The following is a 23,393-nucleotide window of genomic DNA, read 5'->3' as shown; positions in this document are numbered from 1 at the left end:
GAATGAGAGGGTTCGCTGAATGGAAAATAAAGAGTTCGATTCTATTAAGATCGGCCTTGCGTCTCCGGATCAGATCCGTGCCTGGAGCTACGGCGAGGTCAAGAAGCCTGAAACCATCAACTACCGCACCCTGAAGCCGGAGCGCGACGGCTTGTTCTGCGAGCGCATTTTTGGACCCACCAAGGACTGGGAATGCCACTGCGGCAAGTACAAGCGCATCCGCTATAAGGGCAAGATCTGCGACAAGTGCGGCGTCGAAGTGACCCGCGCCAAGGTCCGCCGCGAGCGTATGGGCCACATTGAGCTGGCCGCGCCCGTTTCCCACATCTGGTACTTCAAGGGCATCCCCAGCCGCATCGGCCTGATGCTGGACATCGGCCCCCGTCAGCTGGACAAGGTGCTGTATTTCGCCAACTACATCGTGACCGATCCCGGCTTCACTCCGCTGGAGAAGAAGCAGCTGCTGACCGAGCGCGAGTACAAGGAAATGCGCGAAAAGTACGAGGATACCTTCGAGGCCGGCATGGGTGCTGAAGCCATCCAGAAGCTGCTGGCTGAGATCGACCTGGACAAACTGTCCAACGAGCTGCACGAGGAACTGGAAAAGGCCAACGGCCAGAAGCGTGTGCGTCTGCTCAAGCGTCTGGAGTGCGTGGATGCCTTCCGTCTGTCCGGCCAGCGTCCGGAATGGATGATCCTCAACGTGGTGCCGGTTATCCCGCCGGATATCCGCCCCATGGTTCAGCTGGACGGCGGCCGTTTCGCCACCTCCGACCTGAACGATCTGTACCGCCGCGTCATCAACCGTAACAACCGTCTGAAGCGCCTGCTGGAGCTGGGGGCTCCCGACATCATCGTGCGCAACGAAAAGCGCATGCTGCAGGAAGCGGTGGATGCCCTGATCGATAACGGCCGTCGCGGCCGTCCGGTCACCGGCCCCAACAACCGCGCTTTGAAGAGCTTGTCTGATATGCTGAAGGGCAAGCAGGGCCGCTTCCGCCAGAACCTGCTGGGCAAGCGTGTCGACTACTCCGGCCGTTCGGTTATCGTCGTCGGCCCCGAACTGAAGATGTATCAGTGCGGCCTTCCCAAGGAGATGGCCCTGGAACTGTTCAAGCCCTTCGTCATGAAGGACCTGGTGGAAAAGGGCATTGCCTCCAACATCAAGGCTGCCCGCAAGAAGGTGGAGCGTTCCTCTCCCGAGGTCTGGGACTCTCTGGAAACCGTTATCAAGGGCCATCCGGTTCTGCTGAACCGCGCCCCGACCCTGCACCGTCTGGGCATCCAGGCTTTCGAGCCTGTCCTGGTCGAAGGCCGCGCCATCAAGCTGCACCCCCTGGTCTGTACCCCCTTCAACGCCGACTTTGACGGCGACCAGATGGCCGTGCACCTGCCTCTGTCCACCGAAGCCCGCCGCGAAGCCAAGATGCTGATGCTGGCTTCCGGCAACCTGCTGAAGCCCTCCGACGGCGAACCCGTCACCGTGCCCACGCAGGATATGATTCTGGGCTCCTACTACCTGACCATGGTCAACCCCGAGGATCCCGGCCATGATAAGGTCTTCCGCGATGAGAACGAAGCTCTCATGGCGTACGCCGAACATGTGGTCACTCTGCAGGCACCCATCAAGGTGCGCCGCACCATGACCTTCGACGGCGTGGAAGAGAGTGCTCTGGTCACCACCACCGTAGGCAAGATCATCTTCAACACCCCGATTCCGCAGGACCTGGGCTATGTGGACCGCACTGATCCGGAACACAAGTTCGACTACGAAGTTGACTTCCAGGTCACCAAGAAGAAACTGCCCGACATCATCAGCCGCTGCCTGACCAAGCATGGCACCAAGCGCTGCGCCATCATGCTGGACGCCATCAAGGCCCAGGGTTACAAGTACTCCACTCTGTCGGCCATCACCGTTGCCGTGCCCGACGCCATCATCCCCGATGAGAAGGCGGACATCCTGGCCGCGGCCGACAAGAAGATTGAGAAGGTCATGAAGAACTTCAACCGTGGTCTTATCTCCGACGAGGAGCGCTACAAGAAGACCGTTGAAGTCTGGCAGCAGGCCACGGAGGAAGTCTCCACCGCCCTGTCCACCAACCTGAAGACCCACCACCAGCGCAACCCCATCTATATGATGTCCGACTCCGGTGCCCGTGGTTCTATGGACCAGATCAAGCAGCTGGCTGGCATGCGCGGTCTGCTGGCCAACACCGCCGGTAAGACCCTGGAAATGCCCATTCGCGCCAACTACCGTGAAGGTCTGAACATCTTGGAATACTTCATCTCTTCTCGAGGCGCTCGTAAGGGCCTGACCGATACCGCTCTGCGTACGGCCGACTCCGGTTACCTGACCCGCCGTCTGGTGGACGTTTCTCAGGAAGTCATCATCCGCGAGGAAGACTGCCACGCCACCGAAGGCATCCTGGTCAGCGAGATCAGCGAGGGCAACGCTTCCATCGAATCCTTTGCCGAACGTCTGATCGGCCGTTATGCGCTGCATGATGTGCTGGATCCCAAGACTGGCGAGGTCATCGTGTCCAAGGACAAGATGATGGATATGTTCGACGCGGAGAAGATCGAGAAGGCCGGCATCACCGAGCTGGAAATCCGCAGCGTCATGACCTGCCGCGCCCATGTGGGTGTGTGCGCCCGCTGCTACGGCTCCAACATGTCCAACGGCCAGCGCGTCAAGGTGGGCGAATCCGTCGGTATCATCGCCGCACAGTCCATCGGCGAACCCGGCACCCAGCTGACCATGCGTACCTTCCATACCGGCGGTATCGCATCGGCCGAAGATATCACCCAGGGTCTTCCTCGTGTTGAGGAACTGTTCGAAAGCCGCCGTCCCAAGGCCATGGCCATCATGTCCGAGATCGCCGGCACCGTCCACATCGACGATACCAAGAAGACCCGCCACGTGGAAGTGCTGGGCCAGGACGACAACGGCGCCCCGGTCACCAAGAGCTACATCATTCCCTTCGGCCAGCGCCTGAAGGTGATGGAAGGCGATGTCATCGCCAAGGGTGCTCTGCTCACCGAAGGCCATGCCTATCCCCAGGATATCCTGGCGGTCAAGGGCCGTATCGCCACCCAGAACTACCTGATCAGCGAAGTCCAGAAGGTCTATCGTCTGCAGGGCGTGGAAATCAACGATAAGCACATCGAAGTCATCGTCCGTCAGATGATGCGTAAGGTCCGCATCGAGGATGCCGGCTCCAGCGACTTTATCGTGGGCAGCGTGGTCAACCGCCGCGATGTCATGATCGAAAACGAGAACATTCAGGCCCGCATCGATGCCGGTGAAACCGATCTGAAGCTGGTTCAGGCCAGCCAGGTGCTGCTGGGTATCACCAAGTCCAGCTTGGCCACCGATAGCTTCCTTTCCGCCGCCTCCTTCCAGGAGACCACCCGCGTTCTGACCGAAGCCGCCATCAAGGGCAAGGTTGACCCGCTGGCCGGTCTGAAGGAGAACGTTATCATCGGTAAACTGATCCCCGCAGGCACCGGTCTGCCGGAGGTCGAGGCTGAACTGGTCCGCGCCGAAGCGGAACGGGATGCCGAGAACGCCGCCTATGACGACGTGGAGTAATTCCCAATCGTAACTGAAATAACCCCGCTGCAAGTTTTTGTGGCGGGGTTATTTGTATGTTGGGAGCTGGGCGTGTATAATAAAGAAGGCCCCGCCTTGCCTATATGGAAAAAATTCGCGGGGATGAATACGGGCGGCTGTGATCGCCCACACTATCAGGAAGACCAAGGAGGGAAATCCATGCCCGATACATTGAAAGAACGCAGCGAGATCGACCCGCAATACCAGTGGGACCTGACCCGCCTGTACAAGGACGACGCCGCCTGGGAGCAGACGCTGGCCGTTCTGGACAAGCAGGTACAGGCTGTGGCAGCCTTTGCCGGCAGATTGAAGGATGCCCGAACCATCCGGGATTATCTGGATGCATCCGTCACCTTGTCCCGCACCCTGTCCAACCTGTACTGTTACGCCTCCATGCGCCGCAGCGAGGACACCCGGGCCGAAGCGGCTCAGAGCATGTACGCCCGCATCTCGGCGGCCTATGCTGGGGCGGTGGCGGCGCTGTCCTTTGCGGAACCGGAAATTCTGGCCCTGCCGGAGGAAACCCTGCAGGAAATCCAGAAGGCCGATTGTCTGAAAGAATACCGCTTTGTGCTGGAAAATCTGATCCGTCAGAAGCCCCACACCCTTTCCGCACCGGAAGAAAAACTGCTGGCTTCCCTCAGCGAAGTGATGGGAGCACCGGCCGACATCGCCGACAGCCTGCAGGACGCCGACCTGGCGTTTGACAGCGTAAAGGACGAAGCGGGGGAGGAACATCAGGTTACCGGCTCCAACTATATTCTGTTGCAGACCTCCTCTGACCGTACCCTGCGGGAAAACTCTTTCCGCAGCTTTTACAAGACCTACCGCGGCCACATCAACACCTTTGCCGCCACCTATGCGGGGGCGGTCAAGGCGGCCACCGCCGAAGCGGCCGCCCGGCATTATGAATCCTCCCGGGCCATGTCCATGGCGGGGGAGAACATCCCTGTTGAGGTGTACGACAACCTGGTGGCTGCCGTGCGGGCCCATCTGTCGCTGATGTACCGGTATGTGTCCCTGCGCAAACGGCTGCTGGGCATCAAAGAGCTGCATTACTATGATGTGTATGCGCCTCTTACCGGAGAGTCCAACGCCCGTTACACCTATGAACAGGCCAAACAGATGGTGCTGGACGCCGTGGCGCCTTTGGGAGAAGAATACTGTGCCGAAGTCCGGCGCGGCTTTGACGCCCGCTGGGTGGATGTGTACCCCAACAAGGGCAAGAGCGGCGGTGCCTACTCCACCGGCACCTACGATTCCGAACCCTATATCATGACCAATTTTACCGGCACGTTGGACAGCGTTTCCACCCTGGCCCACGAGATGGGCCACAGCATGCACAGCCTGCTGTCCCGCCGCCACCAGCCGGCCCAATATGCCGACTATACCCTGTTTGTGGCTGAGGTGGCGTCTACCGTCAATGAAAACCTCATGATTGAGCAGCTGCTGAAGACCGAAGAGCGTCCCGATGTGCGGTTGTTCCTGCTGAACCAGTATCTGGAGAATTTCAAGGGGACGGTTTTCCGCCAGACCATGTTTGCGGAGTTCGAGCGGGAAGCCCACGCCATGCGGGAAAGGGGAGAGGCCCTGAGCCCCGCGGCTCTCAACAAGCTGTATGGCAGCCTGGTAAAGGATTATTTTGGCCCCGAACTGGTCATGGATGAGGAAGTACAGCTGGAATGGGCCCGCATTCCGCATTTCTACCGTCCTTTCTATGTATATAAGTACGCCACGGGCTACTCTACCGCCGTGGCACTGTCCGAAGGCATCCTGAAAGAAGGGGAACCGGCCCGCAAGCGGTATCTGGAATTCCTTTCCATGGGCGGCAGCGCCTGGCCGCTGGACGAACTGCGTCACGCCGGAGTGGATCTGACCACGCCCGCACCGGTGAACGCGGCTCTGGAAAAATTTGGCCGTCTGCTGGACGATGCCGAAACCTGCGCCGCCAAGCTGGGAAAATGACCGCTTTTGGATTTTTTTGAGAATTCTCTTGACAACCCGTTGTTTATGCCTTAAAATAACAAATGCGTGATGTCCTAAAGGGGTCAGTGCGGCCTTTTGGCGGCAGATGATCCGGGACAAGCCACGCAGAATAACGAAAGAAAGGAGAAAAGAAATGCCTACTTTTAACCAGCTCGTGCGCAAAGGTCGTGAGGTCCTGGTTCAGAAGAGCACCGCGCCTGCCCTTCAGAAGAGCTACAACTCCCAGAAGAAGCAGTACACCAACCTGAACAGCCCCCAGAAGCGCGGCGTCTGCACTGCTGTGCGTACCATGACCCCCAAGAAGCCGAACTCTGCTCTGCGTAAAGTTGCTCGTGTCCGCCTCACGAATGGTATCGAGGTCACCTCCTACATTCCTGGTATCGGCCATAACCTGCAAGAGCATAGCGTCGTCCTGATCCGCGGCGGTCGTGTTAAGGACCTGCCCGGTGTGCGTTACCACATCATCCGTGGTACCCTGGATACCCAGGGCGTTGCGAACCGTAACCAGGCTCGCAGCAAGTACGGCGCGAAGCGCCCCAAGGCCGGTGCCAAGAAGTAAGGAAACATCTTTTCGCCATAAAATGGTCAGCTGACCCTTTTGTGGCATGACGGGAGTTTCTATACTTTCGAGTACCGATGATATCATTTATGTGAAGGAGGGAAGAAAGATGCCCAGAAGAGGTAATGTCGCTAAACGCGAAGTTCTGGCTGATCCTATCTACAATTCCAAGATCGTCACCCGCCTGGTCAACTCGATCATGCTGGATGGCAAGAAGGGCGTTGCTCAGAAGATCGTTTACGATGCTTTCGACATCGTGAAGGAAAAGACCGGCAATGATCCTCTCGAAATGTTCGAGAAGGCTATGGAAAACATCATGCCCAGCCTCGAAGTTAAGGCTCGCCGTGTCGGCGGCTCCACCTACCAGGTCCCCCTGGAAGTCAGCCCCGCTCGTCGTGAGACCCTCGGTCTGCGCTGGCTGACTCTGTACAGCCGCAGCCGTGGTGAAAAGACCATGTCCCAGCGTCTGGCTGCCGAGATCATCGACGCCACCAACAACGTCGGCGGCGCGGTCAAGAAGCGCGAAGATACCCACAAGATGGCTGAGGCCAACAAGGCTTTCGCGCACTACCGTTATTGATTCTTTTTGCAAGACCTAGGAGGTTAAAGCCATGGCAACGCCGAGAGACGTTTCTCTGCAAATGACCAGAAATATCGGTATCATGGCCCACATCGACGCAGGCAAGACCACCACCACCGAGCGTATCCTGTACTACACCGGCATCAATCACAAGATTGGTGAGGTGCACGACGGCGCCGCCACGATGGACTGGATGGAGCAGGAGCAGGAGCGTGGTATCACCATCACCTCCGCCGCTACCACCTGCTACTGGAGCCATACCGAGACCCAGAAAGATCCCGTAGCTTTCAAAAAGAACCGCCATCGCATCAACATCATCGACACCCCGGGCCACGTCGACTTCACCGTCGAAGTGCAGCGCTCTCTGCGCGTCCTGGACGGTTCTGTGACCGTTCTGGCTGCGAAGGGCGGTGTTGAGCCTCAGTCTGAGACCGTTTGGCGTCAGGCTGACGAATACAAGGTTCCCCGCATGGTCTACGTCAACAAGATGGATACCATGGGTGCCGATTTCTTCCGCTGCGTGCAGATGCTGCATGACCGTCTGCATGCCAACGGTGTGCCCATCCAGCTGCCCATCGGCCAGGAAGATACCTTCAAGGGTATCATCGACCTGATCGATATGAAGGCTGACGTTTACTACGACGACATGGGCAACGATGTCCGCGTAGAAGAGATTCCCGACGACATGAAGGAGCAGGCTCAGGAATATCACGACAAGCTGATCGAGGCTGTTGCCGAGACCGATGAAGACCTGATGATGAAGTACCTGGAAGGCGAAGAGCTGACCAAGGACGAAATCAAGGCTGCTCTGCGCAAGGCTACTATCTCCAACGAGATCGTTCCTGTCGTTTGCGGTTCTTCTTACCGTAACAAGGGTGTCCAGAAGCTGCTCGACGCCATCGTCGACTATATGCCGGCTCCTACCGACGTTGAGAACATCAAGGGCACCAATCCCGAGACCGGCGAAGAGGAGCATCGCGAATCCAGCGATGACGCTCCGTTCGCTGCTCTGGCGTTCAAGATCATGACCGACCCGTACGTCGGCAAGCTGTGCTTCTTCCGTGTCTACTCCGGCACCGTCGAAGCCGGCACCACCGTGTACAACTCGGTCAAGGATCAGGATGAGCGTATCGGCCGTATCCTGCAGATGCACGCCAATAACCGTAAGGATATTGACATCTGCTACGCCGGTGATATCGCTGCTGCCGTTGGCCTGAAGAACACCACCACCGGTGATACTCTGTGCGACGAAAAGCACCCGATCATTCTGGAAAGCATGAACTTCCCCGAACCGGTTATCCGCGTGGCCATCGAGCCCAAGACCAAGGCCGGTTCCGAGAAGATGGGTATTGCTCTGTCCAAGCTGGCTGAGGAAGACCCCACTTTCCGTACCTGGACCGACGAAGAGACCGGTCAGACCATCATCGCCGGCATGGGCGAACTCCATCTGGAGATCATCGTCGACCGTCTGCTGCGTGAATTCAAGGTCGAAGCCAACGTTGGTGCTCCTCAGGTTGCGTACCGCGAAACCATTCGCAAGTCCGCCAACCAGGAAACCAAGTACGCTCGTCAGTCCGGCGGTAAGGGCCAGTACGGTCACGTCAAGATCAAGCTGGAGCCCAACCCCGGCAAGGGTTACGAGTTCGTCAATGGCATTGTTGGCGGCGCGATTCCCAAAGAATTTATTCCCGCTGTTGACAGCGGTATCCAGGGCGCTATGAAAGCTGGCGTTCTGGCCGGTTACCCGGTTGTCGACTGCAAGGTCACTCTGTGGGACGGCTCCTACCATGAAGTCGACTCCTCCGAAATGGCCTTCTCCATCGCCGGCTCCATGGCTTTCAAGGAAGCCATGAAGAAGTGCGATCCGGTCATCATGGAACCCATTATGAAGGTTGCGGTTATCGTGCCTGATGAATACATGGGCGATGTTATTGGCGACCTGAACTCCCGTCGTGGCCAGATTCAGGGCATGGAAGCTATGGCTGGCACCCAGCGTATCAACGCGATGGTTCCTTTGTCCGAGATGTTCGGCTACGCCACCGACCTGCGTTCCAAAACCCAGGGCCGTGGCCAGTATTCCATGGAGCCTGCCGATTATCAGCAGGTCCCGAAGAATATTGCGGACAAGATCATGACCGAACGTGCGAAGAACAACTGATTCTGCGTGTAAACCGGAAAAATTCATGCAAAATTGCTTGATTTTTCTCAAACAATTTAGTATGATAGCCTTATAACAGGCATCTATTTGTCTTAAACAAAGGAGGATACTTCCAATGGCTGAAAAGGAAAAATTTGACCGCTCTTTGGAGCACGTCAACATTGGCACCATCGGTCACGTCGACCACGGCAAGACCACTCTGACCGCTGCCATCACCAAGGTTCTGGCTCTGAAGGGCGATGCGGACTTCATGGATTACTCCAGCATCGACAAGGCTCCCGAAGAGAAGGCTCGTGGTATCACGATCAACACTGCTCACGTTGAGTATCACACCGAGAAGCGTCACTACGCTCACGTTGACTGCCCGGGCCACGCCGACTATATCAAGAACATGATCACCGGTGCTGCTCAGATGGATGGCGCTATCCTGGTTGTCGCTGCTACCGACGGCCCGATGCCCCAGACCCGTGAGCACATCCTGCTGGCTCGTCAGGTTGGCGTGCCCAAGATCGTTGTGTTCATGAACAAGTGCGACATGGTCGACGACGAAGAGCTGCTCGACCTGGTCGAGATGGAAATCCGTGAGCTGCTGAGCAGCCAGGACTTCGACGGCGACAACGCCCCGATCATCCGTGGCTCCGCTCTGAAGGCTCTGGAGAGCACCTCCACCGATCCCAACGCTCCCGAGTACAAGTGCATTTGGGAACTGATGGACGCTGTCGACAGCTACATCCCCACTCCGGACCGTGCTGCTGACAAGCCCTTCCTGATGCCCGTTGAGGACGTTATGACCATTTCCGGCCGTGGCACCGTTGCCACCGGTCGTGTTGAGCGTGGTACCGCTCATGTCGGCGACCAGATGGAAATCGTCGGCCTGAAGGAAGAGAAGCTCACCACCACCATCACTGGTCTGGAAATGTTCCGCAAGAGCCTGGAGTATGCTCAGGCCGGCGACAACATCGGCGCTCTGCTGCGTGGTATTGACCGCGATCAGATCGAGCGTGGCCAGGTTCTGGCTGTTCCCGGTTCTGTTCATCCCCACACCGTGTTCGATGGCCACGTCTACATCCTGAAGAAGGAAGAAGGCGGCCGTCACACCCCGTTCTTCAACAACTATCGTCCTCAGTTCTACTTCCGCACCACCGACGTTACCGGCATCATCACTCTGCCCGAAGGCACCGAGATGTGCATGCCCGGCGACAACGTCGATATGCATGTTGAGCTGATCACCCCCGTAGCCATGGAAGAAGGCATGCGCTTCGCTATCCGTGAAGGCGGCCACACCGTTGGTTCCGGCGTTGTTTCCAAGATCGAGAAGTAATTTCTCTTTCCTGTGAACGGGTTCACTGTTGCCGATCCGGCACAGTATGATTCGCTTATAAACAGAGGCAGATGTCAAAGTCTGCCTCTGTTTTTGTTTGTGAACAAGGCAGACGCCAATTTTCAAATTGGTTTTCTGATCATTGAAGACAAATTTGTTCAATTGTATTCCGGATGTTTGCGTCTACTGTGGGAAAGAAGCAAGGAAACCTTGTGAAAGTACATGCAGTATGGTATAATCACAGAATAGGATTTAGAAGTGAAAGGGGAAAGGAGCAGTATATGCAGCAGGAAACAGTCATTGTCCTGGACTTTGGCGGTCAGTATAACCAGTTGATTGCCCGCCGCGTTCGCGAATGTAATGTTTATTGCGAAATTTATTCCTACCGTACCGATCTCGCCACCATCAAGGCCAAGAATCCCAAGGGAATTATTTTTACCGGTGGTCCCAACAGCGCTTATCTTCCGGATTCGCCGACCATCGACCCGGAAATCTATAGCTGGGGCGTGCCGATTCTTGGTATCTGCTATGGCAGCCAGTTGATGATGCACAGCTTGGGTGGTGTCGTCTGCAAGGCGCCGGAGCGGGAATACGGTAAGACTGTGGTGGACCTGGATACCACCAGCCCCTTGTTTGCTGGTTTGCCGGACCAGAATGTCTGCTGGATGAGCCATAACGACTATATCAAAGAAGCGGCTCCCGGCTTCTCCATTGTGGCGCACACCCCCAATTGCCCTGTGGCGGCCGCACAGGATACCAGCCGTGGCCTGTATTGTGTCCAGTTCCATCCGGAGGTACTGCATACCGAAAACGGTACCCAGATTCTGCACAACTTTGTGTACAAGGTTTGCGGTTGCGCCGGAACCTGGAAGATGGACTCCTTTGTGGAGCATGCCGTGCAGGAACTCCGCGCTGAAATCGGCAACGGCAAGGTACTGTGTGCTTTGTCCGGCGGTGTGGACTCCAGCGTTTGCGCGGCCATGCTGGCCAAGGCGGTTGGCAAGCAGCTTACTTGTGTGTTTGTAGACCATGGTCTGCTGCGCAAGAATGAGCGGGAAGAGGTCTGCCAGGTTTTTGGCGAAGGCGGCGCCTTTGATATCAACTTCATCTGTGTGGATGCCCGCAAGCGGTTTTATGACAAGCTGGCAGGCAAGACAGAACCCGAAGCCAAGCGCAAGATCATTGGCGAGGAATTCATCCGTGTGTTTGAGGATGAGGCCAAAAAGATCGGTGCGGTCGATTTCCTGGCACAGGGCACCATCTATCCCGACGTTGTGGAAAGCGGCCTGGGCGGCGAATCTGCCGTGATCAAGAGCCATCACAATGTAGGCGGCTTGCCTGATACCGTGGATTTTAAGGAATTGGTGGAGCCGCTGCGCAACCTGTTCAAGGATGAAGTCCGTCAGGCCGGGCGAGAACTGGGACTGCCCGAATATCTGGTTTCCCGTCAGCCTTTCCCGGGGCCGGGCCTTGCCATCCGTATTATTGGTGAGGTTACCCCCGAGAAGATTGCCATTGTGCAGGACGCCGACGCCATCTGGCGCGAGGAAGTGGACAAGCTGCCTATGGAACAGCGGCCCAGCCAGTATTTTGCGGCGCTGACCAATATGCAGAGTGTGGGTGTTATGGGTGATGAGCGTACCTATGATTATGCCATTGCTTTGCGTGCCGTTACCACCACCGACTTCATGACGGCAGAGGTTACCCTGCTGCCTACCGAAACCCTGACCACCGCGGCCAACCGTATTGTCAACGAGGTCAAACATGTCAACCGTGTTATGTTTGACTACACCACCAAGCCGCCGGCCACTATCGAGTTCGAATAATTTCAAAGCCTTGAAAAACCGCATAGTTAAGCGATTCCTTGGCTTTTGAAAAGGCTCATGGCAACGATTTGGCAACACTTTTTCATTATTCATAAAAAGAGAGCTAACTGATTTTGATTAGTCAGTTAGCTCTCTTTTTCTTTTTATTATTATTTTATGCAACAAACGGCCTTTCCCGTGGCCTACAAGTGAGGGGTCAAAAGAGGTCCTGGGGCGGCACTTTCACATAGCTCTGGGCTTTGTCAAACTCCGGGTAGCGGTAGCGCCACTTGTCGTAATCCTCTTTGGAGATCTCGCCAGCCTCCAACATGGCAGCAGTCTGCTGCCAGGAGCAGAGCATTTCATGCAGTCGGGCGGGGTCCTTATTCTTCCGCACATCGACCTTCAAGCAGACTTCTCCATCCGTCTCGCTGATCTTAAGCCCGTAGTTGTCCTCCAGGGTAAACAGGGTGTGCATGAGCCCCACATAGGAGTCTATGTCCGGGACAGAGAGGGCATGGGGTGAGACATCCAGTACCTGTGCTAGGGCAGCGGTAAGGTCCGCCTTAGGGGTTCTTGATCCTGTTTCATACTGAGCAAGGCGCACATCGGCAGACTTCTCCGGGAAACCCAGCGCCATGCCGAGATATTTCTGAGTCATCCCCCGCAGGAGACGGAAAAAGTGAATCCGTTCGCCAATCGCCATATCGTCCACTCCAATCGTTGGTTGTCTTTAGGAAAAGCGTAGCAGAAATGCTTAGTAAAGCCAAGAGAATCCTAAACAATTTTATTTAATTTGTTTTGCCTGCTCCGATTGACACAAGCTATTTTGCTTAGTATAACGACAATGAACTAAGCATAATAGCTTAGACTCAATGAATAAAAAAGAACTGCCGCAAGCCCTGGTTATACATCCGGGAAAAAAGTGGCGGACGAAAGTGAGGAGGCATTTGAGAAAACCGATGCTTGAGATGGAGGCAAATGAATTCCGCAAAGTCATCGATGTAGACCTGAACGCACCGTTCATCGTTTCCAAGGCGGTTATCCCGGGAATGATTGAGAAAGGTCACGGAAAGATCATCAACATCTGCTCCATGATGAGCGAGCTCGGACGCGAGACTGTATCCGCATACGCGGCTGCCAAGGGCGGACTGAAGATGCTTACAAGAAACATCTGCTCCGAGTACGGCGAGTACAACATCCAGTGCAACGGCATCGGACCCGGATACATCGCTACACCGCAGACAGCTCCGCTGCGTGAGCGTCAGGCTGACGGAAGCAGACATCCGTTCGACCAGTTCATCGTGTCCAAGACACCGGCTGCAAGATGGGGCAACCCGGAAGACCTTCAGGGACCGGCAGTATTCCTTGCTTCCGACGCTTCTGACTTCGTGAACGGATGTAGACGGCGGCATCCTTGCCTACATCGGCAAACAGCCGTAATATGTCCGGGGACAACAGGATCTAAATACATAGTTTCACATCAGGGGCGCGCATTTACTGCACGCCCCTGTGCAGTAGGAGGAACAATATGCTGATCGCAGCAAGAACCCATGATTATGGGAAACAACCGATAGACCGTCTGGCGGGACATTTAAAAGGGGAGGGGATCGACGCCGCGCAGCTGGTGCTGCCGAAAGGATTTACGGAGATCAGTTCCTATGATGATGTAACGCCTGAGATCATAGAAAGGATCCGGTCTGATTTTGAAAGAGAAGGGATAAAGATCCACATTCTCGGCTGTTATATGGATCTGGGAAATCCGGATGACGATGTGAGAAAAAACGCTGTAGACACATTTAAGAAATGCCTTGCGTTCAATAAAATGCTCGGCGCGTCCATCGTCGGATCCGAGACCGCATATCCGCATCTGACAGATGAGGAAAAGAAGATCTGGCATCCGTATATGATGGACAGCATCGCGCGTCTGGTGGAAGAGGCAGAGCGCCTGGGAGTCGACATGGCCGTTGAACCGGTGTACTGGCACCCGCTCAAAGACCTGGAGACGACGGCGATGGTCTTCGATAAGATGAACAGTTCCCGTCTCAGGATGATATTTGATCCGGCCAATGTGCTGGAACATCCGGAGATCGACCAGGACGCATACTGGGATGAATGGCTGTCTGAGCTTGGAGATAAGATAGAAGCGGTCCATATGAAAGATTTCGTCCTCGGCGAAAACGGGGAATATATCCCGGTATGTCTGGGCGAGGGCGTGATCCGCTATGACAGGATCATCAGATGGCTGAAGACGAATAAGCCGGATATCGTGATCGTGAGAGAGGAACTGCAGATGGAGACAGCGCAGCAGGATCTGAAATATATGAGAGAATTGTGGGAAAACACAGTGATATAAAACCTGCTTTAATGAATATCAGAGATAGGAGAGAAAACCATTATGATCAGAAAAGGATTTAAAATGAAACTGTATCCGGGAATGGAAGCAGAATATGAAAAACGCCATAATGAACTGTGGCCGGAGATGCAGGACATGATCCACGAGTACGGCGGAAGAAACTATACGATCTTCCTTGACAGGGAGACGCTGGTCCTTTACGGATATATCGAGATTGAAGACGCCGGAAAATGGGATGAGAGCGCAGATACGGCGATTAACCGTAAATGGTGGGATTTCATGGCGGATATCATGGAGACAAATCCGGATAACAGCCCGGTGTCTGTGGATCTTAAGGAAGTATTTCATCTGGATTAAGCAGCGGGCAGCAGTTTTAAAATCAGAATAAAGGTGCTGTCGCCATTGATGCCGTCAGCACCTTGAAAAAACAGTTTATTTTTGATTTTGACCTTTCATGATATCGCCTTTTTGCCTGAATGAAATTTCATAGATACCGGTAGTAATTTTCCGGACGTTACTGTTTCCCCAGATAAAGGAATCTGCATATGCCGGAAGAACAATACGGATCGTATGGGCACGGGCAGCCTGCATTTCGATGTCAAGTCTGTATTCTGACCGGTTCCAATTAATGGATATTTCCCCGTCGGGATAACAGAAATGCTGAACTTTACCGGCGTTCATTCTTTTGGGAAGTGCCGGGAGGATTTTCAGCAAATCCTTGGAAGCATAGAGTATCATTTCCTGTATCGCGTCTACGTATCCGAGCGCGGCATCCAATTGAACCGGGGCAGAGTCGATGTCGAGTGTGATACTCATGCCTCTCCAGTCATTGTGAAGCGTAAAAAAGTTGGGGAGCAGGCATGATTTTGCCATGTTATCCAGACACTGCGCTGCAGTTTCCCCCTCGTCAAAACGAGCATATATTATAGCCATATGAGCCATGGACCATCCGGTCTGGGCATCTATTTTTCGAAGCGCGACAGCTTTTTTGTATTTTTTAATTTCCTGAGGCTGATCAACAGTGTTGACCTCGTTGCCCGGAAACACCGGATAAATATGTGACAGATGACGATGGTCATAACGGTCTTCAAACTGTTCATCCTGCCATTCTCTGATAGCCCCGAGTTCATTGGTTTTGTAAGGCGGGATTGACCGGAGAATTTTTTCCCATCCTGCCCTGCGTTCATGGAAACAGTTGTATTTTTCGCTGATATGGATCAGATTCGTGAAAAATTCTTTTATGATCGCAAGGTCAATTGTGGAATTGATTGTCGTCGGCATTGGGTGTGCGATCATTTCCGAAAGGGGCGGCATAAAGTTCTGCGGTGTATTTTCCGGGGAAACACTGGGATAGACTTTAATGCTGCCATCCTGTTTGTATTGAATAAAATCTTCGTAAAAAGCAGCCACTTCTTCAAGATATGGTAATATCTCGGTTTTTATATAATCTTCGTCTTCCGGGCGGTAACATACATAAGTGCTGTAATGCTGCGCTATCCATCCGGCGGCTCCGACCCAATTGATAATAACAGGAACAACCTGAGTGGGTTCGGATACTCCCGGCGTTGTTCCGGCGGTCATATAGATTCCGCGACAGCCAAACAGTTTCTGTGCGTTTTCACGGAATGTTTCCATTTTGGAATTATAGTACCGGAATAATGAGCGGTGGAAATCTGCAAGATTCCCGACGAAACTGTGCCAGTAGATCATCTGAGTATTTTCATTTGCCATATTGTGCGCCCAGATAGGCTGGTAATTTCCGTTCCAGATTCCGTAGAGTGCAAATGGAGCATCATTTTCCGATGTACCGCTGATGAAAAGATACCTGCCGAATTTCCACATCTTTTCCATTAGTTCGGGTGACTGCTCGGAAGTAAACGCCTGATGGAGCAAAGATTCATTGCTTTTTTCATTATATCCGTCCAGTTCCAGTTCGGCACTGTGGTATAGTTTTGCATGTAACGGAATATGCGATGCAAGCATGTCGTCATAGCTTTTGCTGTGTGACAAAATCCAATCTTTCGCTTTTGGCAAACCTCTTTTAGAGGTTTCTTTAATAAACGGACGTATCATAACAGTAATTTCATCAGCGCTTTCTACAAAAATCCGTCCAAACTGAGCTTTTTGAGTCCCGTTGGAGATGATATGTATTGCCATTCCAAAATAGCGGTCATCAAGATTGGAAGATTCATATAAGATCCAGTCATCCGTTACCTCGATATGTTTTTGGACCGCGATTTTCTGATAACTTTCCGGAATTTCAAGCCCGGGAACTGTATGGATATCTGCCATGAAATTTGCGCAGATTACAGGGCTGGAGGCCTGGATCCGATATAGGATCATATCATCAGCTCTGGAGACAAAACCATCGCACCGATAACGGACGTCCTGATCCTGCCACTGGCAGGATGCTTCACCGGTATCCATCTGGAGTACCCTCAGATAATCGTGAAATGTCCCATGAGGAATAATTTGTATTTTCAGATCGCCGACAGGAAGAGGAGATTCCAGTTTTGAATTATAACCTTGTCGTTTTAATTCATTAACAAGCTCCCAGCTGGCTTCTTTAAACATTCCCTGATCCATTTTGCTGCGCATCCGTTCGAGCGCATGGTGAACATCCGGAAGCCTGTTCGCTTCTCCGCCATACCATAGACCGCCATCTGTGACCATGAGTGTCTGTTCTTTTGTCCCGCCGTAAAAACTGGCTCCGGTATGCCCGTTCCCACTGACTAAAGCTTCTCTCCATGTTTCTCTCCACCATGAAGACGGATACTGCATATAGATACTGTCACGTGTGAGTATAATTGGTTTCCACATTTTTTCCTCCTCTGCTCTTGTGTGTGATGGATAACCGGGAGCAATATTCCGGTTTACACAAGAATCATATTATCTACAGTATAAATATACTATGTCGGATTTTTCAGAGAAAATCATGACAAACTATATAAAAACATGTCGCTTTTTTACAGGAAAGGGACAGAATGCTCTCTAATAGTTATGTCTGGCGTCTGCGATACTCCTGCGGGGACAGTTTATAATATTTCCGAAAGGAGGATGAAAAATATTCTACAGATGAAAATCCGAGCTTTTCTGAAATGGAAGTGATGCTTTCCTGTGATGAGGAAAGAAGCTGGAGTGCAGCTGCCATTTTACTTTCACGTTTTTTCTGGCTGAAAGTTTTCCCGTAATGTTCCCTTAGAAAACGTTGGGTTTGACGTGGAGAAAGACCGATGCGGTTGGCAAGGCTTTCAAGCGAAAGTGTGGCATATTCGTAAATAAAGTATTGTTCTATAAGAAGAGAACGTCTTTCCGACAGAGTGGTTTGCGCGGATAGAGTGGGAAAATTGACGGTTTGTTTGTAATTGCGCAGAAGAGCGATAATAAACTGGCATAATAAAGCTCTGATTTGATCGAGGTATCCCAATTCTTGAGCTGTTAATTCATGGAAAATTTGATTGAGTACAGGCAGTACGTTTTGATTATCCTGTCCGTACCAGAAAACCTGATTCAGAAAGAAATGTGCCAGAGGACTCTTTTTAGAATCCGGTATATTTTTCGTATCTAGAGACAAGTATATACAATATTCGGTCAGGGGATCCTCTTTGTCAGGGGTCTGTGAATGTATGACATGTGGGCCGGTGACATAGAGAGTATTAGGCAAAACGGAATAAAACGAATTGTCAATAACGGCGCTCCCTTTGCCGGAAAAAATATAATGAATTTCATAATTCCCATGTCCGTGGCTGTGCTCCGGCATGCTTTCTTCTAAAATTCCGCGACTGATGCTTTCAACCCGAAACAGTGCGTGATTAAAGCGAAAAGTTACCTCAATAGAAAAAGTTTCTACGCCCATGTCATTTCTCCAATCTTCTGTTATTTTATTCTGAGTTTAATAAAAAAGATGTCCATGGTCAATAACTATCATGTCGTAAAATTATAGATAAAATATGACAGATTACTCCCCGAAATGTCGCATTATTATCTTACATGAGAAAGGCGGATGAATATATACTGATTATACAAAATAAACAAAAAACAAGCGCTTATTGATTGTTTGATGCACAAAATGGAGAGATGAAAGGTAAGAAAGGATGGCTGAGATGAGAAAAAAAGCAGCGAGGAGTGCGGCGGTTGTTCTGGCAGCGGCAATGGTGGTTGGTACATTGGCCGGATGCGGAGCCAAAGATCAGGGGAGTGAAGCAACATCTAACCGTACAGAAGATGGAACCGGTTTTAAAGACTATTCGGAAGGGTTCCCAGAAGAAGTTACGATTCAGATTCCGGTATATGACAGGGCATATGAAGGTTGGGATCCTACGGATAATTATTATACAAATTGGGTGCAGACAGAATTTGGTGATAAATACAACATAAATGTAGAGTATGTGGCAATCGGACGTACGACGGAAGTGCAGGATTATATGCAAATGATCGCAGCGCAGACAGCGCCTGATATAATCATGAGCTATGACATGCCGCAGGCGGTTAATTACTATAATAAGGGAAGCAACGAATTGTTCCAGCCTTGACCAAAGGGGGACGGCGTTTTGGCGTACCCTCTCGAAGCGTTCGAAGAACGCGCAGCCACAGAGTGAAATTCTGTGTTCAAGAGGGGATTGGAGGCACTGCCCTCAACAAGCATTGCTTGCTACATGACGTTTCCCGGAATGTGTTTTCAAAAAATGCTCATGCTGCTATAATCTAAGAAATGGTTTTCATGCTTTGAAGGGGAAAAGCGCACGGCCATTGTACTTTCTGATCCCAAGGGGTATCACTAGATGGAAAAAATCTTTCTTTTGGAGGATGACGCTACGTTGAGCCGTGGCATCAGTATGGCGCTAAGTGGACCAGAATGCGCGGTTATCCTGGCAGATTGTCTTACCCAGGCTCAGGAAAAACTGGCAGGTCCCTCTTATGATCTTCTGATTCTTGACATCAATCTCCCGGATGGCAGTGGCCTTGATTTGCTGCGCAAGCTGCGCGACCAAGGAAACGAAACGCCCACGATTCTTCTGACTGCCAACGATCTGGAACTGGACGAGGTAACCGGGCTGGAAGCGGGAGCGGATGACTATATTACCAAACCATTTTCACTGGCGGTGCTGCGGGCAAGAGTCCATGCACAGCTTCGCCGCGGCAGCCGTCCCGCCTCTGCCAAACTGGAAGTCGGACCTTTTGTCTTTGATTTTGACAAAATGCTGTATCGCAGGGATGATCTTGAAATCGATCTTTCCAAAACGGAACAGAAATTGTTGCGGGTATTGGTGGAGAATCGGGGCCATGTGGTGTCCAGATCCACACTGGTGGACCGGGTATGGACGGACGGTGCTGAATTTGTAGAGGAGAACGCTCTCTCGGTCACTGTAAAACGGTTGCGCGGCAAGCTGGAAAAGGACCCTGCGAAGCCAGAATATCTGAAAACTGTATACGGTATAGGGTACACCTGGGCGGTGAAGTGATGGACATTTATATTTTTATCGGATTGGTAGTGGTAGCGGCAGTGGCTGTGTTGTTATTGGAGCGTTGGCAAACTATTAACACTATAAAGCAGCTGGACAAGATGCTGGAAACCGCTATAGACGGCAACTTTGCGGAAGAAACTTTCGATGAAAGCCGGCTTTCGGCCCTGGAAAGCCGGCTGGCCCGTTACCTGAGAGCCAGCTCACTTTCCGCACGAAAGGTGAAAGAGCAGAAGAATCAGATCAGTTCTCTGATTTCCGATATCTCCCACCAGACCAAGACGCCGGTGGCCAATCTGCAGCTTTATACCCAGTTGCTGGCTGAGCAACCGCTGACACCGCAAGGGACCGAGTGCGTCCAAGCGATTTCGGCACAGGCGAACAAGCTCCAGGCTCTGATGGAAGCTCTGGTGAAGACTTCCCGTCTGGAAAACGGAATTTTAGAATTGCACCCTGAAGCCTTCGAAATTGCGCCCGTGGTAGAACAGGCGGTTGCACAGTATGTACCGAAGGCATCCCAAAAGGGAATCTCCTTGACGGCAGAACCGCCAGAGGAAACCGCTGTATTGGACCCCAAGTGGACGGAAGAAGCTCTTTGCAACTTGCTGGACAACGCTGTGAAATACACCCCTTCAGGCGGGAAGATTACGGTGGATGTGAAGCAGTATGAACTGTTCTCGGCCATCCGGGTTACCGATACAGGCCCCGGCATTTCAGAAACAGACCAGGCGAAGATTTTCGGACGCTTTTACCGTGGCTCCGGGAACTACCAGACGGAGGGGGTGGGTACGAAGCCATTTCGGCGGGGCTATCTGCTCTTTGGCGAGAGACATGGGTGTTTTTTGATGTAGCGGATGTAGATGCCAGTTATCCATTTGCAAAGGCTCTTTATAATGAGATTGTGGACCGCTCCGGCGATGAAGTGATGCAGCTGGATGTCTATGAACTGGTGTCCGAGCTGCTGGCAGAAGAGGCTGGTAAGCCCTATGAGTTTGACCGGGAGAATGTGGCAGCCTATGATTTTCCGGTGATGGACCGGGAGGACCGGGACAGCACAGAGTTCCGCAACTACTGGCTCTATATGCCCCAGTTCCGGGTATTGGATCAAAACGATTTTGTTACCACGATGGCTGTATTTCTTATGCTTTTCATCTTTATCGCTCTGATTTGCTTTGCGGCAGTCATTGTAATTGCCTTCACCCGCTGTATGACGATTGCGCTTACCAATGTGCATGTGTACGACGATCTTCGGCATCTCGGAGCCCCGAAGTCTTACCTTTTCCGCTCCGTTAAAGGACAGGTTTCCAAGGTGTTCCTGGTGCCTGCTATTGTTGGTACTCTGATTATTGCAGCCTTCTATACCATGATCATGTATTTTAATGACAATCGTTTTACTCCTGGTGAGTTGGCGGGCATGGGGGCCTGTGCTGCCGTGGTTGCGGTACTGTCGTTGATGCTCTACGGCGTGTACCGCTTTACCAGAAAGAGTGTATGCCGCAGTCTTGGAATTTGACAAAGCACATCCGAGATTGGTGGCAGGGGATAGGGATAGCTCCCAATAAGCGGCGAAGAGCTCTGCCAGGGTTTTGTGAAGCCGTTTCAATGTCTATCAAAAAAGCCAGCCGGAAAAACAATGCCGGCTGGCTCTTTATTGCGATGTTGCTGTATCAATTGTGTTCGGCAGATGCCTTCAGCCGCTGATAATATCCGTCCACATAGGAGATGTACACAATGCCGCCGATGACATAAGCGATGGCGGTAATTGCAAAGCCGAAGGGCAGACCGGTGGTTTCCTGCAGAAATCCCATCAGCAGAGAGCCGATGCCGATGCCCACATCGTAGGAGAGCATATAGGTGGCATTGGCCACACCCCTCTTGGGCGCAGGAGTGGACCCGGTTACAAAGGATTGGAACAGGGGCTGCAAAATTCCGTACCCGAGGCCGAAGAAAAATCCGGCCGCAAGCAGGTGTACGCCGGAGTCCATAAACAGATAACTGACCATGGTCACGATCAGAAGAATAAGACTGATATACACCAGGATGCGGTGGCGACCGGCGTCAATCATCTTTTGGGTGGACAACTTGGAAACCAGCATTCCGGCGACCAGGAAAATGTAAAAGTACGGCAGAAATGCGCTCAATCCTTTTTCCTGGGCGAAGATGGAGGAGTAGGCAATCACGGCGCCATATGGAATCATAAGAAACATCATGTTGAACATAAAAGGAAGTGCCGGTCCGTGAATGGTATCGCGCAGCGAAAACTTTTTCCGGGTGGTTTTGGGGTAGCGGATGCGGCAGCAGGAAACGCAGATCAGCGCCGCCACCGTGATCCCAAAGATGGTCATAAAGGAAGCCTGGCTGTTCATATGGCTCTGAACCTGTAACCCCACATAAGGACCCACGGCCATGCCGATGGAGACGGTAAAGGCGAAGCGATTGATTCCCTCGGTGATCTTGGCAACGGGCAACACATCCCCGGCCAGCGTCATGGTGGCAGAACCGCAGACCGAGTATACGGCCCCCATATACAGTCGGATGACAATCAGGATGCCGAACACCGGAAACAGAATGAACGCAGGGAAGGAAAGGCAAAACAGGGCAAGGAACAACAGGTACACATGATATCGGTTGAAGTTATCCAGCAGATACCCGGCCACGGGACGAAAAAGAATGGTGGCCACCGACATGGCAGTCAGTACGATGCCAATTTTGGAACCGGTAATCCCAATTTCCTGACAATAGATGGGAATGATGGGAATAGAAGCATAAAAGGCGGCCAGCACAAGCAAATTGGTGATGAAAAGCAAAATGAATTTACGATTCCAGATTTTTTCACTTTTTTCCATGCAAAAACTCCTTTACAAAAAAATATGGTGGCAATTGCCACCATATTGGTGTAACACGTCCCTCTTGCGTCGTCAATATCCGGTTGCAATTGCCACTAAATAAGCTATAATTAAGAAAGAAGAGAAAGGGGAGGCATTCAGATGAGCTACAGCACAGACAGCCCGTTCAAAGACATTTCCATCCTGTACCGAAAGGCACACATCTGGCTGAACAACGGATGTGCGGCACAGGATCTTACCGCGGCGCAAGCGGTGGTGATTCTGATTGTATGTGATTTCAAAATGCTGACACAGGATGAAATCACCAAGAGACTTTCTTTGGATAAGAGCGTAATCGCAAAGACGGTCACGAAATTGGAAGAATTGGGATTCCTGAAGCGGAGCACGAACGCCAAGGACAAGCGAACCTATGATATCTGCCCGACACCCAAGGCATGGGCTGTTTATCCGATTATCAAAGAACAGGTGGAAGGCTGTTTCCGAAGGATGACCCAAGGAATGTCGGATGAAGAACGGGAGATATTCCGGCGTCTGTTGTCCAGGGCTGCACAGTCAGCATTGAAACAGGAAGAATAGAAGGTAAAAAGCCGTGGATACCGAATGGTATCCACGGCTTTTTGATGGCGCCGAATAGGCATGATAAAATCCCCCAGTTCAACTGGGGGTGGATAAAAAATACTTTAGTGAAGAGAAAGAACCTCCTGTGC

18 protein-coding genes and 1 pseudogene are annotated in these 23,393 nt (G+C 52.3%); 15 read left to right on the top strand and 4 right to left on the bottom strand.

The window, feature by feature from the left end:
* Positions 1 to 19 precede the first annotated feature (19 nt).
* From rpoC to guaA, 7 genes are all read left to right on the top strand, one after another.
* Positions 20 to 3,592, top strand: coding sequence for a DNA-directed RNA polymerase subunit beta' (gene rpoC / locus H6B15_RS00095; protein ID WP_204644821.1), 3,573 nt, complete (start codon positions 20 to 22; stop codon positions 3,590 to 3,592).
* 180 nt (positions 3,593 to 3,772) lie between these two features.
* Positions 3,773 to 5,578 carry an oligoendopeptidase F gene (pepF, locus tag H6B15_RS00090; protein ID WP_204644819.1) on the top strand — a complete coding sequence of 602 codons (1,806 nt, stop codon included), beginning with the start codon at positions 3,773 to 3,775 and terminating at the stop codon, positions 5,576 to 5,578.
* 154 nt (positions 5,579 to 5,732) lie between these two features.
* Positions 5,733 to 6,158: a 30S ribosomal protein S12 gene (gene rpsL / locus H6B15_RS00085; protein WP_204644816.1), complete on the top strand. Its 426-nt coding sequence runs from the start codon at positions 5,733 to 5,735 to the stop codon at positions 6,156 to 6,158.
* A gap of 109 nt (positions 6,159 to 6,267) precedes the next feature.
* Complete coding sequence (gene rpsG, locus H6B15_RS00080; RefSeq protein ID WP_204644814.1) at positions 6,268 to 6,738, top strand: 30S ribosomal protein S7; 471 nt, start codon at positions 6,268 to 6,270, stop codon at positions 6,736 to 6,738.
* 31 nt (positions 6,739 to 6,769) lie between these two features.
* Positions 6,770 to 8,896: an elongation factor G gene (fusA, locus tag H6B15_RS00075; RefSeq protein WP_204644807.1), complete on the top strand. Its 2,127-nt coding sequence runs from the start codon at positions 6,770 to 6,772 to the stop codon at positions 8,894 to 8,896.
* Between the two features lie 115 nt (positions 8,897 to 9,011).
* Entirely contained in the window at positions 9,012 to 10,217 is a 1,206-nt protein-coding gene (tuf, locus tag H6B15_RS00070) for an elongation factor Tu (protein ID WP_204644805.1), read from the top strand.
* A 281-nt stretch (positions 10,218 to 10,498) separates the two neighbouring features.
* The gene (guaA, locus tag H6B15_RS00065; protein WP_204644803.1) at positions 10,499 to 12,043 is read left to right on the top strand and encodes a glutamine-hydrolyzing GMP synthase; all 1,545 of its coding nucleotides are present in this window, start codon (positions 10,499 to 10,501) and stop codon (positions 12,041 to 12,043) included.
* Positions 12,044 to 12,239: 196 nt separating this feature from the next.
* Here the strand turns inward: guaA and H6B15_RS00060 are convergent, their stop codons facing one another.
* A complete protein-coding gene (locus tag H6B15_RS00060; RefSeq protein ID WP_204644800.1) occupies positions 12,240 to 12,728 on the bottom strand; it encodes a helix-turn-helix domain-containing protein in 489 nt (162 codons plus the stop codon).
* 247 nt (positions 12,729 to 12,975) lie between these two features.
* Here H6B15_RS00060 and H6B15_RS00055 point away from each other — a divergent pair.
* The 3 genes and pseudogenes from H6B15_RS00055 to rhaM form a co-directional block, all read left to right on the top strand.
* Positions 12,976 to 13,465: pseudogene (locus tag H6B15_RS00055) on the top strand (SDR family oxidoreductase); the annotation flags it as partial.
* Positions 13,466 to 13,553: 88 nt separating this feature from the next.
* Positions 13,554 to 14,378: a sugar phosphate isomerase/epimerase family protein gene (locus H6B15_RS00050; protein WP_204644798.1), complete on the top strand. Its 825-nt coding sequence runs from the start codon at positions 13,554 to 13,556 to the stop codon at positions 14,376 to 14,378.
* A 42-nt stretch (positions 14,379 to 14,420) separates the two neighbouring features.
* On the top strand, positions 14,421 to 14,735 hold the full coding sequence (rhaM, locus tag H6B15_RS00045) for an L-rhamnose mutarotase (RefSeq protein WP_204644796.1): 315 nt from the start codon (positions 14,421 to 14,423) through the stop codon (positions 14,733 to 14,735).
* Between the two features lie 75 nt (positions 14,736 to 14,810).
* Here the strand turns inward: rhaM and H6B15_RS00040 are convergent, their stop codons facing one another.
* Both H6B15_RS00040 and H6B15_RS00035 read right to left on the bottom strand, forming a co-directional pair.
* Complete coding sequence (locus H6B15_RS00040; protein WP_204644793.1) at positions 14,811 to 17,159, bottom strand: glycosyl hydrolase family 95 catalytic domain-containing protein; 2,349 nt, start codon at positions 17,157 to 17,159, stop codon at positions 14,811 to 14,813.
* A 217-nt stretch (positions 17,160 to 17,376) separates the two neighbouring features.
* A complete protein-coding gene (locus tag H6B15_RS00035) occupies positions 17,377 to 18,234 on the bottom strand; it encodes an AraC family transcriptional regulator (protein ID WP_204644791.1) in 858 nt (285 codons plus the stop codon).
* A 238-nt stretch (positions 18,235 to 18,472) separates the two neighbouring features.
* Here H6B15_RS00035 and H6B15_RS00030 point away from each other — a divergent pair, with 238 nt between their 5' ends.
* The 4 genes from H6B15_RS00030 (at position 18,473) to H6B15_RS00015 (ending at position 21,353) form a co-directional block, all read left to right on the top strand.
* Positions 18,473 to 18,910 (top strand): hypothetical protein, encoded by a 438-nt coding sequence (locus H6B15_RS00030; RefSeq protein ID WP_204644789.1) that lies wholly within the window; start codon positions 18,473 to 18,475, stop codon positions 18,908 to 18,910.
* A gap of 249 nt (positions 18,911 to 19,159) precedes the next feature.
* Complete coding sequence (locus tag H6B15_RS00025; protein ID WP_204644787.1) at positions 19,160 to 19,840, top strand: response regulator transcription factor; 681 nt, start codon at positions 19,160 to 19,162, stop codon at positions 19,838 to 19,840.
* Positions 19,840 to 20,691, top strand: a complete 852-nt coding sequence (locus H6B15_RS00020; protein ID WP_204644785.1) for a sensor histidine kinase — start codon at positions 19,840 to 19,842, stop codon at positions 20,689 to 20,691. The genes H6B15_RS00025 and H6B15_RS00020 overlap by 1 nt, the downstream gene beginning before the upstream one ends.
* A complete protein-coding gene (locus H6B15_RS00015) occupies positions 20,676 to 21,353 on the top strand; it encodes a hypothetical protein (protein ID WP_204644783.1) in 678 nt (225 codons plus the stop codon). The genes H6B15_RS00020 and H6B15_RS00015 overlap by 16 nt, the downstream gene beginning before the upstream one ends.
* 154 nt (positions 21,354 to 21,507) lie before the next feature.
* Here the strand turns inward: H6B15_RS00015 and H6B15_RS00010 are convergent, their stop codons facing one another.
* Positions 21,508 to 22,686, bottom strand: coding sequence for an MFS transporter (locus H6B15_RS00010; protein ID WP_204644781.1), 1,179 nt, complete (start codon positions 22,684 to 22,686; stop codon positions 21,508 to 21,510).
* Between the two features lie 141 nt (positions 22,687 to 22,827).
* Between H6B15_RS00010 and H6B15_RS00005 the strand changes: the two genes are divergently transcribed.
* Positions 22,828 to 23,262 (top strand): MarR family winged helix-turn-helix transcriptional regulator, encoded by a 435-nt coding sequence (locus H6B15_RS00005; RefSeq protein ID WP_204644779.1) that lies wholly within the window; start codon positions 22,828 to 22,830, stop codon positions 23,260 to 23,262.
* The last annotated feature ends 131 nt before the right edge of the window (positions 23,263 to 23,393 follow it).

This window comes from Gemmiger formicilis (genome assembly GCF_016900095.1).
GTDB lineage: Bacteria > Bacillota > Clostridia > Oscillospirales > Ruminococcaceae > Gemmiger > Gemmiger formicilis_A.
This window is presented reverse-complemented; position numbering and strand designations above follow the sequence as displayed.

Coding starts and splice junctions, on each gene's coding strand:
- pepF (WP_204644819.1), top strand. CDS start 3,773: ATGCCCGATACATTGAAAGAACGCAGCGAGATCGACCCGCAATACCAG.
- rpsL (WP_204644816.1), top strand. CDS start 5,733: ATGCCTACTTTTAACCAGCTCGTGCGCAAAGGTCGTGAGGTCCTGGTT.
- H6B15_RS00025 (WP_204644787.1), top strand. CDS start 19,160: ATGGAAAAAATCTTTCTTTTGGAGGATGACGCTACGTTGAGCCGTGGC.
- rpsG (WP_204644814.1), top strand. CDS start 6,268: ATGCCCAGAAGAGGTAATGTCGCTAAACGCGAAGTTCTGGCTGATCCT.
- tuf (WP_204644805.1), top strand. CDS start 9,012: ATGGCTGAAAAGGAAAAATTTGACCGCTCTTTGGAGCACGTCAACATT.
- H6B15_RS00060 (WP_204644800.1), bottom strand. CDS start 12,728: ATGGCGATTGGCGAACGGATTCACTTTTTCCGTCTCCTGCGGGGGATG.
- guaA (WP_204644803.1), top strand. CDS start 10,499: ATGCAGCAGGAAACAGTCATTGTCCTGGACTTTGGCGGTCAGTATAAC.
- H6B15_RS00030 (WP_204644789.1), top strand. CDS start 18,473: ATGGCTGAGATGAGAAAAAAAGCAGCGAGGAGTGCGGCGGTTGTTCTG.
- rhaM (WP_204644796.1), top strand. CDS start 14,421: ATGATCAGAAAAGGATTTAAAATGAAACTGTATCCGGGAATGGAAGCA.
- H6B15_RS00050 (WP_204644798.1), top strand. CDS start 13,554: ATGCTGATCGCAGCAAGAACCCATGATTATGGGAAACAACCGATAGAC.
- rpoC (WP_204644821.1), top strand. CDS start 20: ATGGAAAATAAAGAGTTCGATTCTATTAAGATCGGCCTTGCGTCTCCG.
- H6B15_RS00020 (WP_204644785.1), top strand. CDS start 19,840: ATGGACATTTATATTTTTATCGGATTGGTAGTGGTAGCGGCAGTGGCT.
- H6B15_RS00035 (WP_204644791.1), bottom strand. CDS start 18,234: ATGGGCGTAGAAACTTTTTCTATTGAGGTAACTTTTCGCTTTAATCAC.
- H6B15_RS00040 (WP_204644793.1), bottom strand. CDS start 17,159: ATGCAGTATCCGTCTTCATGGTGGAGAGAAACATGGAGAGAAGCTTTA.
- H6B15_RS00010 (WP_204644781.1), bottom strand. CDS start 22,686: ATGGAAAAAAGTGAAAAAATCTGGAATCGTAAATTCATTTTGCTTTTC.
- fusA (WP_204644807.1), top strand. CDS start 6,770: ATGGCAACGCCGAGAGACGTTTCTCTGCAAATGACCAGAAATATCGGT.
- H6B15_RS00005 (WP_204644779.1), top strand. CDS start 22,828: ATGAGCTACAGCACAGACAGCCCGTTCAAAGACATTTCCATCCTGTAC.